Below are 15,897 nucleotides of genomic sequence, written 5' to 3' on the forward strand. Positions count from 1 at the left end.
CATACGGTCCGGACGTCAAACCCCAGATCAAGGAGTCGTACGTGCCGAAGCTCGGGATGGAGCCTATACGCCGCGAGGCATTGGTGAAAGCAACGATTGCAGAGATCGGGCAGGCGGGGTCTTTGGATGTGACCGTGGCCCAGATCGCGCGCCGTGCGGGCATGTCGTCGGCGCTGGCGCATCACTATTTTGGTGGCAAGGATCAGATCTTCCTCGCTGCCATGCGTCACATTCTTAGCCTTTATGGGGCCGAAGTGCGCGGCGCGCTGATCATGGCGCAGGGCCCGCGCGCGCGGATCGAGGCGGTCATCCGCGCCGGGTTTTCCAGTTCCAACTTCCGGCGTGAAGTGATTGCCGCGTGGCTGAATTTCTACGTTCTGGCGCAGTCGGACGCTCAGGCACACCGCCTGCTGACGGTCTATCAGCGACGGTTGCATTCGAACCTGCTTTACAATTTGCGCCCCTTGATTGGCGCGCGTGCCGCCGAAGTTGCGCTGCGTATCGCGGGCCTAATTGACGGGCTTTATCTGCGTGAAGCCCTGCGCAAAGAACTGCCCTCAGGGGATGAGGCAACGCGTCAGGTTTTAACGGCGCTTTCCCACGAACTCACTCAAGCAGACAGGGGTCCAGTTGCATGAGCTACGACACACAGCCCAAAGCGAGCCATTTCATTGACGGTGCCTATGTTGAAGACACCAGCGGGGTGCCGATTCCGGTGATCTTTCCGGCCACCGGCAAACAGATAGCCACGGTCTATGCCGCCACACCCGCCATCGTCGATCAGGCCCTCGCGTCGGCGCACCGCGCGCAAAGGCAATGGGCGGCGATGTCTGGCACTGAACGGGGCCGTATCCTGCGCCGTGCCGCCGACATGATGCGCGACCGCAATCACGATCTGTCGGTGCTGGAAACCTATGACACCGGAAAGCCGTATCAGGAAACCATCGCGGTGGATGCCACCAGCGGGGCAGACGCATTGGAATATTTCGGTGGCTTGGCCGGGAGCCTGACCGGCGAACACATCCAGTTGGGCGAAGACTGGGTCTATACCCGCCGCGAACCATTGGGCGTTTGCGTAGGCATCGGCGCGTGGAACTATCCGACCCAGATCGCCTGCTGGAAAGGCGCGCCCGCGCTGGCTTGTGGCAATGCTATGGTGTTCAAGCCGTCGGAAATGACACCGCTTTGCGCGTTGAAAGTGGCGGAAATCCTGCACGAGGCGGGCCTGCCCGCGGGGATTTACAACGTGGTTCAAGGGCTTGGTGAGGTAGGTGCATCCCTTGTCACCGATCCGCGGGTGGCGAAGGTGTCTCTCACGGGGTCCGTGCCCACGGGCAAGAAAGTGTACGCAGCGGCGGCGGCGCAGATGAAGCATGTCACGATGGAGTTGGGCGGCAAATCGCCCTTGATCATTTTTGACGATGCCGATCTGGACAACGCGGTGGGCGGGGCGATCCTGGCTAATTTCTATTCCTCCGGGCAGGTTTGTTCGAACGGGACGCGGGTATTTGTGCACGAAGGCATTAAAGAAGCGTTTCTGAAACGGCTGACCGAGCGCCTGTCAAATGCCGTGATCGGGGATCCGATGGACGAGGCCACGAATTTCGGCCCGATGGTTTCCGAGAAACAAATGAAAATCGTCCTCGATTATATCGAAAAAGGCGAAAATGAAGGCGCGCGTTTGGTCACTGGTGGCAAGCGGCTGAACCGCGACGGATTCTACCTGCAACCTACTGTTTTCGCGGATGTAACCGATGATATGATCATCGCCCGTGAAGAGATTTTCGGCCCTGTGATGGCGGTGCTTGATTTCTCTTCTGAAGAAGAGGCGATAACCCGCGCCAACGCAACGGAATTTGGCTTGTCGGCAGGCGTGTTCACCCGCGACTTGTCGCGGGGCCACCGGGTTATTGCGCAGCTTGAGGCGGGATCGTGCTTTATCAACTCCTACAATGACGCCCCCGTTGAGGCACCGTTTGGTGGTACAAAAATGTCTGGTGTCGGGCGCGAAAACTCGAAGGCTGCGATCAACCATTACAGCCAATTGAAATCCGTCTACGTCCGTATGGGTGACGTTGAGGCCCCGTACTAAGGCACTGAAATGCAAGCGGATTACGTAATAACTGGTGCAGGCTCTGCGGGCTGTGCTATGGCATACCGCCTGTCCGAAGCAGGGCGGTCGGTGATCGTTATTGAACATGGCGGCACCGATGTCGGACCATTCATCCAGATGCCGGGTGCGCTCAGCTATCCGATGAATATGAAGCGGTACGACTGGGGATATAAGACGGAACCCGAGCCGCATCTTGGCGGTCGCCAGCTTGCGTGTCCACGGGGCAAGGTCATTGGGGGATCGTCGTCGATCAATGGCATGATCTATGTGCGCGGTCATGCGCGTGATTTCGACCTTTGGCGCGATCAGGGTGCGACGGGCTGGGGCTATGCGGATGTTCTGCCCTACTATCAGAGACTTGAAAGCTGGCATTCAGGCGGTCATGGCGGCGACACTGCATGGCGTGGCAGTGACGGCCCGCTGCATGTGACGCGCGGCGCGCGTGACAATCCGCTCACCCGCGCTTTCGTTGAGGCGGGTGCACAGGCAGGATACGGTGTGACCGGCGATTACAATGGGCAACGTCAGGAGGGAGTTGGACCCTTCGATATGACGGTCTGGCAAGGGGCGCGCTGGTCTGCGGCCAAGGCGTATTTGCGGCCTGCGTTGAAGCGCGAAAACTGTCGCCTTGTCAGAGGCTTTGCGCGGAAAGTTGTGATTGAAGACGGGCGCGCGATTGGCGTGGAAATTGAACAAGGCTCTGAGATCAAGGTGATCCGCGCTGATGTTGAAGTGATTGTTGCCGCTTCGGCCATCAATTCCCCGAAATTGTTGATGCTTTCTGGTATTGGTCCGGCGGCGCATCTGCGCGACACGGGGATTGACGTGGTCGCGGACCGGCCCGGTGTGGGGCAGAATTTGCAGGACCACCTTGAGGTCTACGTGCAGGCGGCGGCCAGCCAGCCGGTCAGCCTTTTCAAGTATTGGAACCTTTTGGGCAAAGCCTATGTCGGGGCGCGGTGGCTGCTCACAAAAACTGGGCCGGGTGCATCGAACCAGTTTGAATCATGTGGCTTTATTCGGTCACGAGCGGGCGTGGAGTACCCGGATTTGCAAATTCATTTTCTGCCGATTGCTGTTCGCTATGACGGGCAAACAGCGGCTGAAGGGCATGGGTTTCAGGCGCATGTTGGGCCGATGCGTTCGCCGTCTCGAGGGGCGGTGACGCTGGCGTCAGCGGACCCCAAAGCGGACCCTCGGATTTTCTTCAATTACATGAGCCATGAGCAGGATTGGATCGACTTTCGGCAGGGCATCCGTCTGGTCCGGGAGATCTTTGCGCAGGACGCGTTCAAGCCTTATTTCAAGCATGAAATTCAGCCGGGGCATGCCGCGCAAAGTGATGACATGCTTGATGATTTTATCCGCGAACACGCCGAAAGCGCGTATCATCCCTGTGGAACCTGCAAGATGGGAGCAAAAGACAATCCTATGGCAGTAGTTGACCCGGAATGCCGGGTGATCGGGGTGGATGGGTTGCGGGTCGCGGACAGTTCGATTTTCCCTCGGATCACCAATGGCAATCTGAATGCGCCATCGATCTTGGTTGGAGAGAAGGCGTCGGATCATATTCTTGGGAAACCCGCGCTGCCGATGGGAAATCTAGAGCCATGGATTCATCCCAAATGGCAGACGCAGCAACGTTGAGCTGTGTGGCTTGGAGTTGGATACAATCGTTCGATTTGATTTGTTGAAGTGAGGCTGGTGCTAAAATAGTGGGAAAGACGCTTCATTTTGGTAAATTCGCGCGGGTCCGAACCAAAATCAAAGTTGTGTGGAACCAATTAGGTCTCTCGCGGGGCTGTCGCTGCAATGGCCTGTCACACGCGCCCTGAATCACGTATGACGCGCGCATGAACGAGTCGATGTCCGACATGATTGCCTGTCCCAAGTGTGATGCGTTGCATAATGTGCCAAGCCTTGCGATTGGCGCAGAGGCGAAATGCGTGCGCTGTGGAACGGTTCTGATGGCACCGCGCGAGGGGGCGATGACGCGGATCGTTATGCTGTCGGCGACGGGGCTGATCCTTATGGTCGCTGCCGTGTTTTTCCCGTTTCTGGAACTCAGCACACACGGGCTTGGCCGCAAAAGCTCGGTCTTCGACGCAATTTTTGCGTTCTCGGACGGGTTGATGCTGCCTCTGTCCTTCGCGGTGGCGGCGTTGATCGTGGTGCTGCCGATCCTGCGCTTTGCCGCGCTGATCTATGTGTTTGCGCCAATGGCGCTGGGCTGGAGCCCGGCCCGACGCGCCAAAGGCGTATTCAGAATGGCCGAAGCGATCCGGCCCTGGGCCATGGCCGAGATTTTCATCATCGGTGTCGCGGTGGCATTGGTCAAGGTGGCGGGTCTGGCGCAGGTGACGTTGGGACCGGCCTTTTGGGCGTTCGTGGGATTGGTGATTATCACCGTCCTTAAGGATAATTTCATGTGTCGGGTGACAGTATGGCAAACGCTGAACGCGCGCAGCCCGTCCTGACGGCGCGCGCCGCCGGGCTCGTGGGATGTGCCGAATGTGGGCACGTGCACCCGCTTGGAACCGAAAGCTGTTCGGTCTGCGGGTCGCGCCTTGTGAGCCGCGATGTGGCCAGTCTGCAACGGGTCTGGGCGTGGCTGATTGCCGGGATGGTCGTCTATATTCCGGCCAATGTGTACCCGATGTTGCGGACGTCGACCTTGGGCCATGTGCAGGAAAGCACGATCGTCGGCGGTGTGTTCGATCTGATCGATCATGGCGCGTTCGGGGTGGCGTTGATCGTGTTTGTCGCGTCAGTCATCATCCCGGTGAGCAAATTTATCGCCATTTCCTATCTGGCGTTGCGGGTGCAGCGCGGCAAGCCCGGCACGGCAAACCATTTTCACCTGTACGAGTTCGTCGAATTCGTGGGCCGCTGGTCGATGATCGACGTTTTTGTCGTGGCCATTCTGTCAGCTTTGGTGCAGCTGAATTTTGTGGCCACCATCAATCCCGGAATCGCGGCTGTCAGCTTTGCGCTGTCGGTTGCATTTACGATGATTTCGGCAAATAGCTTTGATCCCAGACTGATCTGGGACGCCCCGCGTGAAGGATAAATGGTTTGAACGATATACCTCCCTCTGCTGCTGACATGACGGTCACCCCCCGCAAAAGATCGGTGCTGCGCAACCTGTCTTTGGTCTGGTTGGTTCCGGTCTTTGCGCTCGTGATTTCGTTGGGCATCGCGTGGCAGAATTTCGCGGATCGCGGGACGTTGATCGAGATTTCCTTTGCCAATGCGTCGGGTGTTGTCGCGGGCGAAACCACGCTGCGGTACCGGGATGTCGTGGTCGGGACGGTTGAGGATGTGACCTTTACCGAGGACCTGCGCAACGTTTTGGTGCAGGCGCGGATCGATAAAGACGTACACCCGTTCATTGACGAGGATGCGCTTTTCTGGGTGGTGCGCCCCGAGGTTTCGGCGCGCGGGATCAGCGGGTTGGCCACGGTGTTGTCCGGGGTCTATATTGAAGGCGCGTGGGACAATGTTGCGGGGACTCCGGCGTTTGAATTTCGTGGTTCCACATCGCCCCCGTTGAACCAGCCGGGCCGCCCCGGCCGCAGGATCACACTGGCCACGGATGATGGTACGACGATTTCTTACGGTTCGCCGGTGCTGTTTCGCGGCGTCGAGGTGGGTCGGCTTGAGACACCGCGGCTGTCGGCGGATGGGCGCACGGTGTTGGTGGATGCGTTCATCGACTCGCCGCATGACCTTCGGCTGACGCAGGCGACACGGTTCTGGGACACGTCCGGGTTCGAGATGTCGTTTGGCGCGTCCGGTTTCGCTGTGGATTTCGACAGCCTTGCATCGCTGGTCACCGGGGGCGTCGAATTTGACAATGTCTACGACAACGGCGGCCCGTTGCCATCCAGCTATGTGTTCACGCTTTACGGAGCCGAAGACGACGCGCGGCGCAACACCTTGGTGCGCGGCCCGTCGCAAGGTGTACCGTTTGCGATCCAGTTTTCTGAGTCGGTGAATGGGTTAGAAGCTGGTGACGATGTGACGTATCAGGGGCTTGAGGTGGGGGTGGTCACCGAATTGCGGTCACGCATCGTCGAAACGCAGCTTGGGCCTGAATTGTCTTTGTTGGTGAGCGTGTCAATTGACCCGCAGCGTATGGGTTTGGCTGCTGGCGCGTCGCCTGACGAAACAGTGGATTTTTTCCGCTTTGCCGTTGAGACCGGCATGCGCGCGCGCTTGGCGACCGAAAGTTTGCTCAGTAGTGATTTGCGCATTGAGCTGGTGGTGTTGGACGATGCGCCAACCGGCCAGTTGATCGAGGCCGAGGGCGAAATCCCGCGTTTGCCGAGCATCGACTCCAACCTGTCGGATTTCACCGCAACAGCCGAAGGCGTGCTCGAACGGATCAACGCGCTGCCCATCGAAGAGGTGATGCAGCAGGCCATCAACCTGATGGAAGCGTTTGAACAGCTTGCGCGCAACGAAGACCTGCAACGCGTGCCGGGATCGGCGGTGGCGCTGATCGACGACACACGCGCGCTTGTTGGCAGCGAGGCGCTTCAGGCAATCCCCGCCCAGCTTGAAGCGGTGGTTGCGGATCTGTCGCAATTGGTGGCCGAGGTGCGCGACGGCGGCGCCGTTGGATCGCTGAACAGCGCGTTTGCGCGTCTGGATGCAGCGATGGCCGATATTGCGCTGGCGTCGCAGGATGCGCCGGCGCTGACTGCGAACCTCAAGAAGATCACCGAGACAGATATCCCTAACCTGTTGAACGAACTCGAAGCGGTGGCGACCACGGCCAGCGCACTTGAGTTGCAGGCGCTTGTGGATAGTGCGACAGGCACGCTCACCCGCGTGGATGCGCTTTTGGGCAGCGACGACACGATGGAGCTTCCGGGTACGCTCAACGATGCGCTGACCGAGATGCGTTTGGCGCTGTCAGAATTGCGCGAAGGCGGGGTGGTCGAGAACCTGAACGCAACGCTGCAATCGGCGTCAGATGCCGCCGGATCGGTGGCCGCCTCTGTTGAAGACCTGCCGCAATTGACGGCGCGCCTTGAGCGGTTGGTTGCCGAGACGGAAACGGTGGTCCGGTCTTATGGTGATCGGTCGGACTTCAACGCTCAGACGCTTTCGGCGCTGCGCGAAGTACAGAATGCGGCAAAGTCGATTTCGGAATTGGCCCGCGCCATTGAGCGTAGTCCCAATTCGCTGATCTTTGGCCGCTGAGAAAGGACGTATGAGTATGACCGTTTTGAATTTGCGCAGCTTGGCTGTCGTCATGGTTTTGCCCTTGGCAGCATGTAGCGGGACGGGCACTGCACGCTATCTGATTGACGCACCGGTGGCGTCAGGGGCAGAGACGCGTGTGTCGGTCACCAGCGTTGAACTGCGGGATGTGTCGCTGCCCAGCCATGCCTCGGGCGCCGAGATCCTAATCCGCGAAGAGGGCGGCGCGCTGCGTCCCTTGGGGGACGCGGTCTGGGCAGATGACCCTGAACGCGCAGTAACCGGCGCATTGGCGCAATTGCTTGATGATCGCAGCACGGCGACCGTGTCGGCAGAACCTTGGCCGTTGCAGGACGGTCCGGCAGCCCGACTGGATGTGCGCATCGACAAGATGCTGGCCACTGCTGCGGGCGTGTTTGAGATCACAGGGCAGGCGGCTGTCAGCGCTGTGGACGGCACGCCGCGCGAACGGGTCGAACGCTTTGCCATCGCGGTGCCCCTCACCGAGATCACGGCGGGTGCGGTGACAGAGGCGCAGGGACGTGCGCTTGTGGCGTTGTCGGACGAACTGATCGGGTTGATGCGCTAGTCTGATGGGGTTGATTCCGTCCACGCTGCCCGACCTTCTGGATCACGGGTTTGATACCGTGATCGACGTGCGCAGCCCGGCGGAATATGCCGAAGACCATGTGCCCGGCGCGATCAACCTGCCGGTTCTTGATAATGACGAACGCGCGCGGGTGGGCACGATCTACAAGCAGGTCAGCCCGTTTGACGCGCGCAAGATCGGGGCGGCGTTGGTGTTTCGCAATGCAGCGCATCATGTGGACACCGCGCTGATGGGCTATGGCGGGGCATGGAAGCCTTTGGTCTATTGCTGGCGCGGCGGACAGCGGTCTGGGTCGTTTACGTGGCTTCTCAAGGAAATTGGCTGGCGCGCGGACCTGATCCAAGGCGGCTACAAAACTTACCGCCGTCTGGTGGTCGAGATGCTGCACACCAGCGTGTTGCCCTATAAATTTGTGCAACTGGGCGGCTATACCGGGACGGCCAAGACCGAACTGTTGCCGTTGTTGGCCAAACGCGGAGTGCAGGTGATCGACCTTGAGGGTTTGGCAAATCACCGGGGGTCGTTGCTGGGCTCAATGGGCGTGCAGCCGTCGCAAAAGGCGTTTGAGAGCGCCTTTGCGGGTCAAATCTGCCGCCTTGATCCATCGCGGCCCGTGCTGGTCGAAGCGGAAAGCAGCAGGATCGGTCAGGTACTTTTGCCGCCCTCGCTTTGGGATGCGATGAAGTCAGCCCCTTGGATCGAGGTCGCCGCCCCGCTTGAGGCGCGGACCGCGTATCTGGTGCAGGCCTACGCCGACATTCTTGCGGACAGCGCCGCGTTAGAGGCAAAACTGGCCCCGCTCAAGGCGCATCGCGGAGAGGCGTTGCTGGCCCGGTGGCGCGAGTTAAGCCACGCGGGCGACACCGCCGCCCTGACCCGGTCGTTGATGGAAGACCATTACGATCTGGCCTATGCCAAATCGATGAAGGCGATGGCACCCAATGTCATCGCCCGCGTTGAAACGGATGGCTTGTCTGCGCCGCATCTGGATCAGATCGCATCTCAGGTTGAGGCGGTGCTTCAGGCGATGTCGATCTGACCCACCGGGCCTGTTTTCAAATGACCGATGATTGCCGTGTTTGGATGGCCCGCTGTGCGCAGGGCTGTGACGATGTCTTCGGCCTGATCCTGTGGCACAGCAGCCAGCAACCCACCGCCAGTTTGCGGATCAAACAGCAGGCGGGTGTGCGGGCTGTCGGGAATGTTTGAAAATCCAGCGCGATTGTTCGCGTAAAGCGAAGAATGTTCTCCGCGTTCGGACATCTCCAGCGCACCCGGCAAAAGCGGAATGGTTGTGAGCGTCAGCAGGGCCGACAGGTTTGACGCGGCACAGATGTTCTGTGTGTGCCCGGCAAGACCAAACCCGGTGACATCGGTCATGGCTTGTGCCACCGCGCGCAAGATATGCGCAGCGGTTTTCTGGCCGTGCTGCATGGCCTCCAATGCGGACGCCACATCCGCGCCGCGCGCCTTGCCCGACATAAGGGCCGCCATGATCACGCCTGTGCCGATGGGTTTCGTGAGGATCAACGCGGCCCCGTCTTGCGCACCGCTCAGAGTGATCGGCGTTTGATCGCAAAGCCCGGTCAGGGCCAACCCGATGGACAGCTCATCCCCGATGGTGCTGTGGCCACCGACGATTTCGGCACCGGCTTCTTGCAGGATTGCTTGGGCCGCGTTCAGGATTTCGGTCAGGCTGCGTTGCGCCAGCGTGTCTGACAGGCGCGGCAGCGTGATCGACAGGGTCGCGGCCTGCGGATTGGCCCCCATCGCCCAAATGTCGCCAAGCGCGTGCTGGGTTGCGATGCGCGCCATGACCGCCGGATCTGCCCAAAAGCTGCGCAGGTGATCGGTGGTGAACACCTGCTGCGCGCCGCCTGTTGTGAGCAGCGCCGCATCATCGCCGGGCAGAGAGGTGATGTCCGACCGCTGCACCGGCGCAAGGGTTGAGAGCGCGGCAGAAAGCGCATCACGCCCCAGCTTTGCGCCGCATCCGCCGCACAATGGCTTGGGGCCCATCGCATCCCGCATTCCCGTGGCGCGGGGGTAGGGCAAGGCAGGCACGGGCATCCGGGGCAGGTCGTTGAACTGATCCATGAATTTTCGGTCGATGCGGTCTTTCCAGCCCCAGACCCACGCACCCTTAAAGGTCAGACCAAAGCGATCTCCAAGGGCTGATTTTTTGCCGAGCGAGATAAGCTTTAGGTAATCATTTTGTGGAATGTAGGATTCCAGAGCGCCACGAGAAAGCGAGGACAACAGGTTGTTAAGTAAAACGGGCGCTTGTCGCACGGCATAGACCCCCGCCTTGGGCCGCGGGGATTGGGCCATATGTGCGCAATCACCCACCGCAAAGATACGCGGATCGCTGGTTTGCAGGCGGTGGTTCACGGTCAGAAAACCGTCATGGGTGGCAAGACCCGTGTCGGTGAGCCACGCGTAGGGCCGCGCGCCAGCCGCGCCCGTGATAAAGTCCGCAGTGATGGTGCGACCATCGTTCAGGTGCACGGTGTTCGCGCTCAGGTGGGTGATGGCCGCATTTTCGTGCAGCACAATGTTGAGCGTGGTCATCGCGTCGCGCAGGGCATGGGCACTTTTGGCAGGCAGGGCCGACAGCACGGTTGCGGTGTCGATCAGGTGGATCGTGCACGGGCGGTTGCGCTGGGTCAGGGCATGGGACATCGCCATGGCAAGCTCTGCTCCGGCCACGCCGCCGCCGATGATGGCAACGTCCGTCGGGCCATCGCCGTTGCGGAACGCGTCCCATTTGGCGGCGAAGGGGCCAAGCGGTTTCGCCGGCACAGCATGTTCGGTGAACCCGGGCAGCGCGGGCATGTCCGAGGTGATGCCGACATCGACGGAACAGACGTCAAATCCTATGGGCGGGTGGGTGTCGATCTGGAGGTGCCCCGCAGTGGGATCAATGCCTGTGACCGACCCGATGATCAGACGCGCGCCTGCGAACTGCGCCAGTTTGACAAGGTCGATGTCCAGCTGATCGCGGCTGTAGTGACCGGCGACAAAACCGGGCAGCATCCCGGAATAGGGCGCTGTTGGGCCGGGGTTGACAAGGGTCAGCCGCGCACCGGGCAGCGGTTTCATCGCCCATTTGCGCAGGACCAGCGCATGGGTGTGCCCGCCGCCGATCAATACGAGGTCTTGGCTAAGTGGCAGGGGCGCGGTGTGCATGGGGCGTGTCCTTTGGTCGTTGGACCGGGCTTAGCATGCGGAAGCGGGCACGCCCATGCGACGGGCGGTCAACTTTCGTAACGTGTTTGTCCGCGCCGATTGGCATCGACGGGCAGCGTCACGTGCAAGGGTTGATGCGCGCGCTGCGGGCAGGCGGTGCGGGGGCAGACATGGCAGCTTGTCCCGATCTGGGCAAACAGCGTGGTGTCCTCCATGTTAAACCGCTGCGCCGCGCCGATGCGGTGGGCCTGTTCGGTGTCGCAGCCGATGGCCACAACAAGGCGGCGTTCCTGAAGGCGTGCGCCCACAACCGGCCGGTCCGAGGTGCGGGACAGGGTGAAGAAGCGGCCACCATCGGGCATTTCCACGAATTGCGGCAGCAGTTGACCGGGCACCTGAAACGCGCCGTGGATGTCCCAGACCGGGCAGGCCCCACCCTCTTCTGCAAGGCTGATCGTGGTTGCGTTAAAGCGTTTGGACACATTGCCCGCGCGGTCCACCCGCAGGAAAAAGAACGGGATGCCGCGCTGGCCGTCGCGTTGCAGCGTGGTCAGGCGTTGGCAGACCATCTCAAAGCTGACGCCAAAGCCCGAGATGATGCGGTCGATGTCATAGCGCGTTGCCTCGGCCAATGTCAGGAAATCCGCGTAGGGCATTAGCAAGGCCGCTGCGAAATAGTTGGTTAGCTCCACTGTTAGGCGTGCGCGGCCTGCATCGGCGGTGATGCCGCTGGCGACGACATAGCTTTGCACGGTGTCGCGGGCCTCTAGCAAACCAATCACATGAGCGAGCTGAAACACGCGGTTCGGATGATCCAGCGCTTCGGACAGGTGCACAATGCCATCGGTTTCGCGGAACAGGCGCAGCGCGCCGGGCATGTCCGACAGTTTTTTCACCGTGCAGGTGACGCTGTGTTCCAGCCGCAAATGGCGTTTGAGCAGCGCGTACATGTCGTCATGCGATCCGCCCAGCCGAGCGCGCAGGTCTTCGGCTTGCCGTTCCAGCGGGTCAAAGTGGTTTTCATGTGCGCGGAATACATCATGGATCGCGGTTTCCGGCGTCTTGAACCGCAGGTCACCCCCTGCGGTTTGTCCTGCAAGGCGGCGAAATTGTTCGGCCATGGACCTATGGGTCTTATGCAGGTGCAAGAATCGGTCTACGAGGGTGGGCGCGTGATCCAGTGCACCGCGCAATTCAGTCAGGTCGGGCGGTTCGTCGCCAAACACCGGGTCGCGCACGGCGGCGCGCAGATCGGCGAGCCTGGTCGCTTCGGTGTTGCTGACCAGGCTGCGCATGTCCACGCCGTAAGCTTCGGTCAAGGCGACAAGCACTTGCACCGATAAGTTGCGCTGGTTGTTTTCCAATAGGTTAACATAGGCCGCAGAGATTCCGAGCCGCTGTGCCATTTCGGCCTGCGTGTGCTTGTTCTGACGGCGGAGTTGCCGCAATTGCGGGCCAATGAAGGTTTTGCTCATGTTCACAACATTACAAAAATCCTTTTTTTTATGGCAAGAATTAACATGATGACCGCATTAATCGTGAAATTATATTTCGTGAGGGTATCTATCGTCCAAGCCTGAGGGAGGATTAGTGGTCAAAGCCGCCGACGGGAGCGGGCTTTTTGATCGGGAGGATATTACATGATCTACAAACTGACACGTCGTGCAGCTTTGGCGGGTGTTGCGTCTATCGCATTGATCGCAACGGGGGTCATATCGGCGCTGGCCGAAGGGTGGAAGCCGCAAAAGCCGATTGAAATGGTCATTATGGCGGGTCAGGGCGGCGGTGCCGACCGTCTTGCGCGGCTCTTCCAGTCGATCATCCAAAAGGAAAACCTTGCCTCAATGCCGGTTCTGCCGGTGAACAAGGGCGGCGGATCGGGTGCCGAGGCGCTGCGCTACCTCAAAGACAATGAGGGCGACGCGCACAAGATCATGGCGACGTTGAACAGCTATTACACCACGCCGCTGCGCACCGATATCGGCGTTGACATCGAAGAGTTCCAGCCGATTGCGCGCATGGCGCTGGATACGTTCGTGCTTTGGGTCAATGCCGACAGCGATATCACCACAATCGAGGAATATGTCGCTGCGGTAAAGGCGGCCGGCACCGAATGGAAAATGGGCGGCACCGGCACCGGGCAGGAAGACAGTCTTGTGACTGCAATGCTCGAAAAGGAATTTGGCATCGAAGTGACGTATGTGCCGTTTGGTGGCGGCGGTGATGTGGCCAAGAACCTTGTCGGTGGACATATCGACAGCTCGGTCAACAACCCGTCCGAAGCGATGGGGTTCTACAACGCCGGAAAGCTGCGCCCGATTGTTGCGTTCACCGAGGACCGGATTAGTGGGTTCGCGGACGTGCCGACCGCGACCGAGCTTGGGCATGACATCGTTTACACGATGCAGCGGTCTTTCGTGGCCCCCAAGGGAATGCCCGCCGAAGCGGTGGCCTATTACACCGAGATGTTCCGCAAGGTCGCCGAGACCGAGGAATGGCAGACCTACATGTCGGAGCAGGCTCTGATGGGCGATTTCCTGACCGGCGATGCGCTTCAGGCATATTTCCTTGAAGAGCGGGAAAAGCATGCCGCGATCCTCGCGGATATGGAAGGCGATGGGTCGTCGTGATCCCAATCGCGTTGTGACGGGGTGACCAGAGGCCGGGGTGCAGACCGCCCCGGCCATTTTTCGCCAAACCGGATCGGGTCATCCGGGAAATGATTTTCAAGATTTCGAAGGAGACTGCGATGCTTGTTGCGGACAGAGTGATCGCCATCGCCATCATGGCGCTATCGGCCTATTTCATGTGGCACGCCACGGCGTTGCCGATCGGGTGGAACGGCATGACCGGCGGACCGGGTGGCGGTGCATTTCCGTTCTGGCTATCGCTGGTGATGCTGTTGTCCGCTGCCGGCGTGTTGGTGCGCAGCCTGATGCAGGCCCCGTCATCGCAGCATTTCTTTGACAGTCAGATGTTGCGCAGCGTGCTCGCGGTCGTCATCGCGCTTTTCGTGACCATTGCGCTGATCCCTGTGCTGGGGGCCTATGTGGCGATCCCGCTGTTTATCTTTTGGTATATCCGCATTTACGGCGAGCATGGCTGGGTTTTGACGGCGAGTCTGGCCGTTTGCACGCCGGTATTCTTGTTTTTCTTCTTCGAAGTAACGCTGAAGATCCTGTTGCCCAAAGGCGTGACAGAGCCGCTTTTCTTTCCGCTTTACGCAATGTTCTTCTGATCGGGGTTTGAAATATGGAAACGCTTGGTCTTTTGGCGGATGGGTTTGCGACGTCATTGTCGCCGCTCAACCTTATGATTGTGATTCTCGGCGTGACCGCTGGCCTGTTCATCGGTGCAATGCCCGGGTTGGGATCGGTCAACGGGGTGGCAATTGTTCTGCCGCTGACGTTCATCGTGCCACCCAGTTCGGCGATCATCCTTCTTTGCGCCATCTACTACGGGGCCATGTACGGCGGTGCGATTTCGTCGATCCTGTTAGGCATTCCGGGCGCATCGACGGCGGTGGCGACCACGTTTGACGGGCGACCTATGGCGCAGCAGGGAAAGGCGGGACTGGCCCTGATCGCGGCTGCGGTCGCCTCGTTTGTCGGTGGGACAATTTCGGTTGTGCTGTTCACGCTGTTCGCGGTCCCGCTGGCCGATCTGGCGCTGGCATTTGGCCCGGCGGAAGAATTCGCACTGGTGCTGATGGCGTTTACCACGTTTGTGGGGCTGGGGGGTGATGATAAGCTCAAGACGATCATCATGATCTGCCTGGGTCTGGTGCTGAGCACGGTCGGGCTTGATATGATCTCTGGCCAGCCGCGCCTGATCTTTGGGGATATGCCGGGGTTCTATTCCGGGATCAGCTTTCTGGTGCTGGCCATCGGGGTCTATGGCATCGGTGAGATCCTCTACACCATCGAAACCTCCCGCACCGCACCGCAGGTGACACCCGCCAAAATCACGCTCCGCGATCTGTGGGAGGGGCTGCGGACCATGAACCGGCTGTGGCGGACCATGAGCCTTGGATCGTTCCTTGGCTTTTTCGTCGGCATGTTGCCTGCCGCGGGCGCAACGCCTGCCGCGCTCATGGCCTACGGGATTGCGCGGTCGACGTCGAAAGACCCCAAAAGTTTCGGCAAGGGCAATATCGAAGGTGTGGCTGCGCCCGAAACGGCGAACAACGCGGCCTCAACCGGATCGCTTTTGCCAATGCTGACGCTGGGCATTCCCGGCTCGCCCACCACCGCGCTTTTGCTGGGGGGTATGGTGATGTGGGGGCTGATGCCGGGGCCGATGTTGTTCATTGAACAGCCGGATTTCGTCTGGGGTCTGATTTCATCGCTCTACACCGCAAATTTCGCCGCTGTGGCCATCAATATCGCGCTGATCCCTTTGTTTGTCTGGGCGCTGCGGATGCCGTTTACCGTGCTGTGCGCTATCGTGATCGTGCTGTGCATCGTGGGCGGCTTTGCCCCGAGCCAGAAAATGCACGACGTGTGGCTGATCGCAGGGTTCGGTGTGGCAGGGTATCTGCTGCGCAAGGCGGATTATCCTTTGGCCCCGCTGGTATTGGCGCTTGTGTTGGGGCCGCTGATGGAGAAAAGCTTTCGTCAGACGTTGATTTCCGAGCAGGGCAACGTGCTGGCCTTCATAGAGCGACCTTTGTCGGGGACATTTATTGCCATTGCTGCACTTTTCTTTGTGCTTCCATTGGTTAAGTATCTGCGCAAGGGAGGACGTCGGCGCATTGCTCCGGCGGAATAATCTG

General features: G+C 60.0%; 13 protein-coding genes. 11 read left to right on the forward strand and 2 right to left on the reverse strand.

Translation table 11 applies throughout. The annotated features are described in order from the left end of the window. The first annotated feature begins 56 nt into the window (after positions 1–56). The 8 genes from betI (at position 57) to mnmH (ending at position 8,973) form a co-directional block, all read left to right on the forward strand. Positions 57–638, forward strand: coding sequence for a choline-binding transcriptional repressor BetI (gene betI, locus ACSHXH_RS14345; RefSeq protein WP_435672563.1), 582 nt, complete (start codon positions 57–59; stop codon positions 636–638). Next, positions 635–2,092 carry a betaine-aldehyde dehydrogenase gene (gene betB / locus ACSHXH_RS14350; RefSeq protein ID WP_435672497.1) on the forward strand — a complete coding sequence of 486 codons (1,458 nt, stop codon included), beginning with the start codon at positions 635–637 and terminating at the stop codon, positions 2,090–2,092. The genes betI and betB overlap by 4 nt, the downstream gene beginning before the upstream one ends. Positions 2,093–2,101: 9 nt before the next feature. Continuing rightward, positions 2,102–3,760 carry a choline dehydrogenase gene (gene betA, locus ACSHXH_RS14355; RefSeq protein WP_435672498.1) on the forward strand — a complete coding sequence of 553 codons (1,659 nt, stop codon included), beginning with the start codon at positions 2,102–2,104 and terminating at the stop codon, positions 3,758–3,760. 206 nt (positions 3,761–3,966) lie between these two features. Beyond that, the gene (locus ACSHXH_RS14360) at positions 3,967–4,590 is read left to right on the forward strand and encodes a paraquat-inducible protein A (protein ID WP_435672499.1); all 624 of its coding nucleotides are present in this window, start codon (positions 3,967–3,969) and stop codon (positions 4,588–4,590) included. Further along, complete coding sequence (locus tag ACSHXH_RS14365) at positions 4,557–5,183, forward strand: paraquat-inducible protein A (RefSeq protein WP_435672500.1); 627 nt, start codon at positions 4,557–4,559, stop codon at positions 5,181–5,183. The genes ACSHXH_RS14360 and ACSHXH_RS14365 overlap by 34 nt, the downstream gene beginning before the upstream one ends. Positions 5,184–5,218: 35 nt before the next feature. Continuing rightward, positions 5,219–7,324 (forward strand): MlaD family protein, encoded by a 2,106-nt coding sequence (locus ACSHXH_RS14370; RefSeq protein WP_435672501.1) that lies wholly within the window; start codon positions 5,219–5,221, stop codon positions 7,322–7,324. A gap of 16 nt (positions 7,325–7,340) precedes the next feature. Next, positions 7,341–7,913 carry a PqiC family protein gene (locus ACSHXH_RS14375; protein WP_435672502.1) on the forward strand — a complete coding sequence of 191 codons (573 nt, stop codon included), beginning with the start codon at positions 7,341–7,343 and terminating at the stop codon, positions 7,911–7,913. A 4-nt stretch (positions 7,914–7,917) separates the two neighbouring features. Then, complete coding sequence (gene mnmH / locus ACSHXH_RS14380) at positions 7,918–8,973, forward strand: tRNA 2-selenouridine(34) synthase MnmH (RefSeq protein ID WP_435672503.1); 1,056 nt, start codon at positions 7,918–7,920, stop codon at positions 8,971–8,973. Here the strand turns inward: mnmH and selD are convergent. Together selD and ACSHXH_RS14390 are read right to left on the reverse strand one after the other, a co-directional pair. Then, positions 8,955–11,123, reverse strand: coding sequence for a selenide, water dikinase SelD (gene selD / locus ACSHXH_RS14385; RefSeq protein WP_435672504.1), 2,169 nt, complete (start codon positions 11,121–11,123; stop codon positions 8,955–8,957). The genes mnmH and selD overlap by 19 nt on opposite strands. 68 nt (positions 11,124–11,191) lie before the next feature. After that, positions 11,192–12,598, reverse strand: a complete 1,407-nt coding sequence (locus ACSHXH_RS14390) for a helix-turn-helix domain-containing protein (RefSeq protein ID WP_435672505.1) — start codon at positions 12,596–12,598, stop codon at positions 11,192–11,194. A 165-nt stretch (positions 12,599–12,763) separates the two neighbouring features. Here ACSHXH_RS14390 and ACSHXH_RS14395 point away from each other — a divergent pair, with 165 nt between their 5' ends. The 3 genes from ACSHXH_RS14395 (at position 12,764) to ACSHXH_RS14405 (ending at position 15,893) form a co-directional block, all read left to right on the forward strand. After that, positions 12,764–13,753 (forward strand): Bug family tripartite tricarboxylate transporter substrate binding protein, encoded by a 990-nt coding sequence (locus tag ACSHXH_RS14395; protein ID WP_435672506.1) that lies wholly within the window; start codon positions 12,764–12,766, stop codon positions 13,751–13,753. Between the two features lie 119 nt (positions 13,754–13,872). Then, positions 13,873–14,361, forward strand: a complete 489-nt coding sequence (locus ACSHXH_RS14400; protein WP_435672507.1) for a tripartite tricarboxylate transporter TctB family protein — start codon at positions 13,873–13,875, stop codon at positions 14,359–14,361. Between the two features lie 14 nt (positions 14,362–14,375). Then, positions 14,376–15,893, forward strand: coding sequence for a tripartite tricarboxylate transporter permease (locus tag ACSHXH_RS14405; protein WP_435672508.1), 1,518 nt, complete (start codon positions 14,376–14,378; stop codon positions 15,891–15,893). Positions 15,894–15,897 lie beyond the last annotated feature (4 nt).

The sequence above is a fragment of the Marivita sp. genome, assembly GCF_051251565.1.
In the GTDB taxonomy this organism is placed as follows: Bacteria; Pseudomonadota; Alphaproteobacteria; order Rhodobacterales; family Rhodobacteraceae; genus Marivita.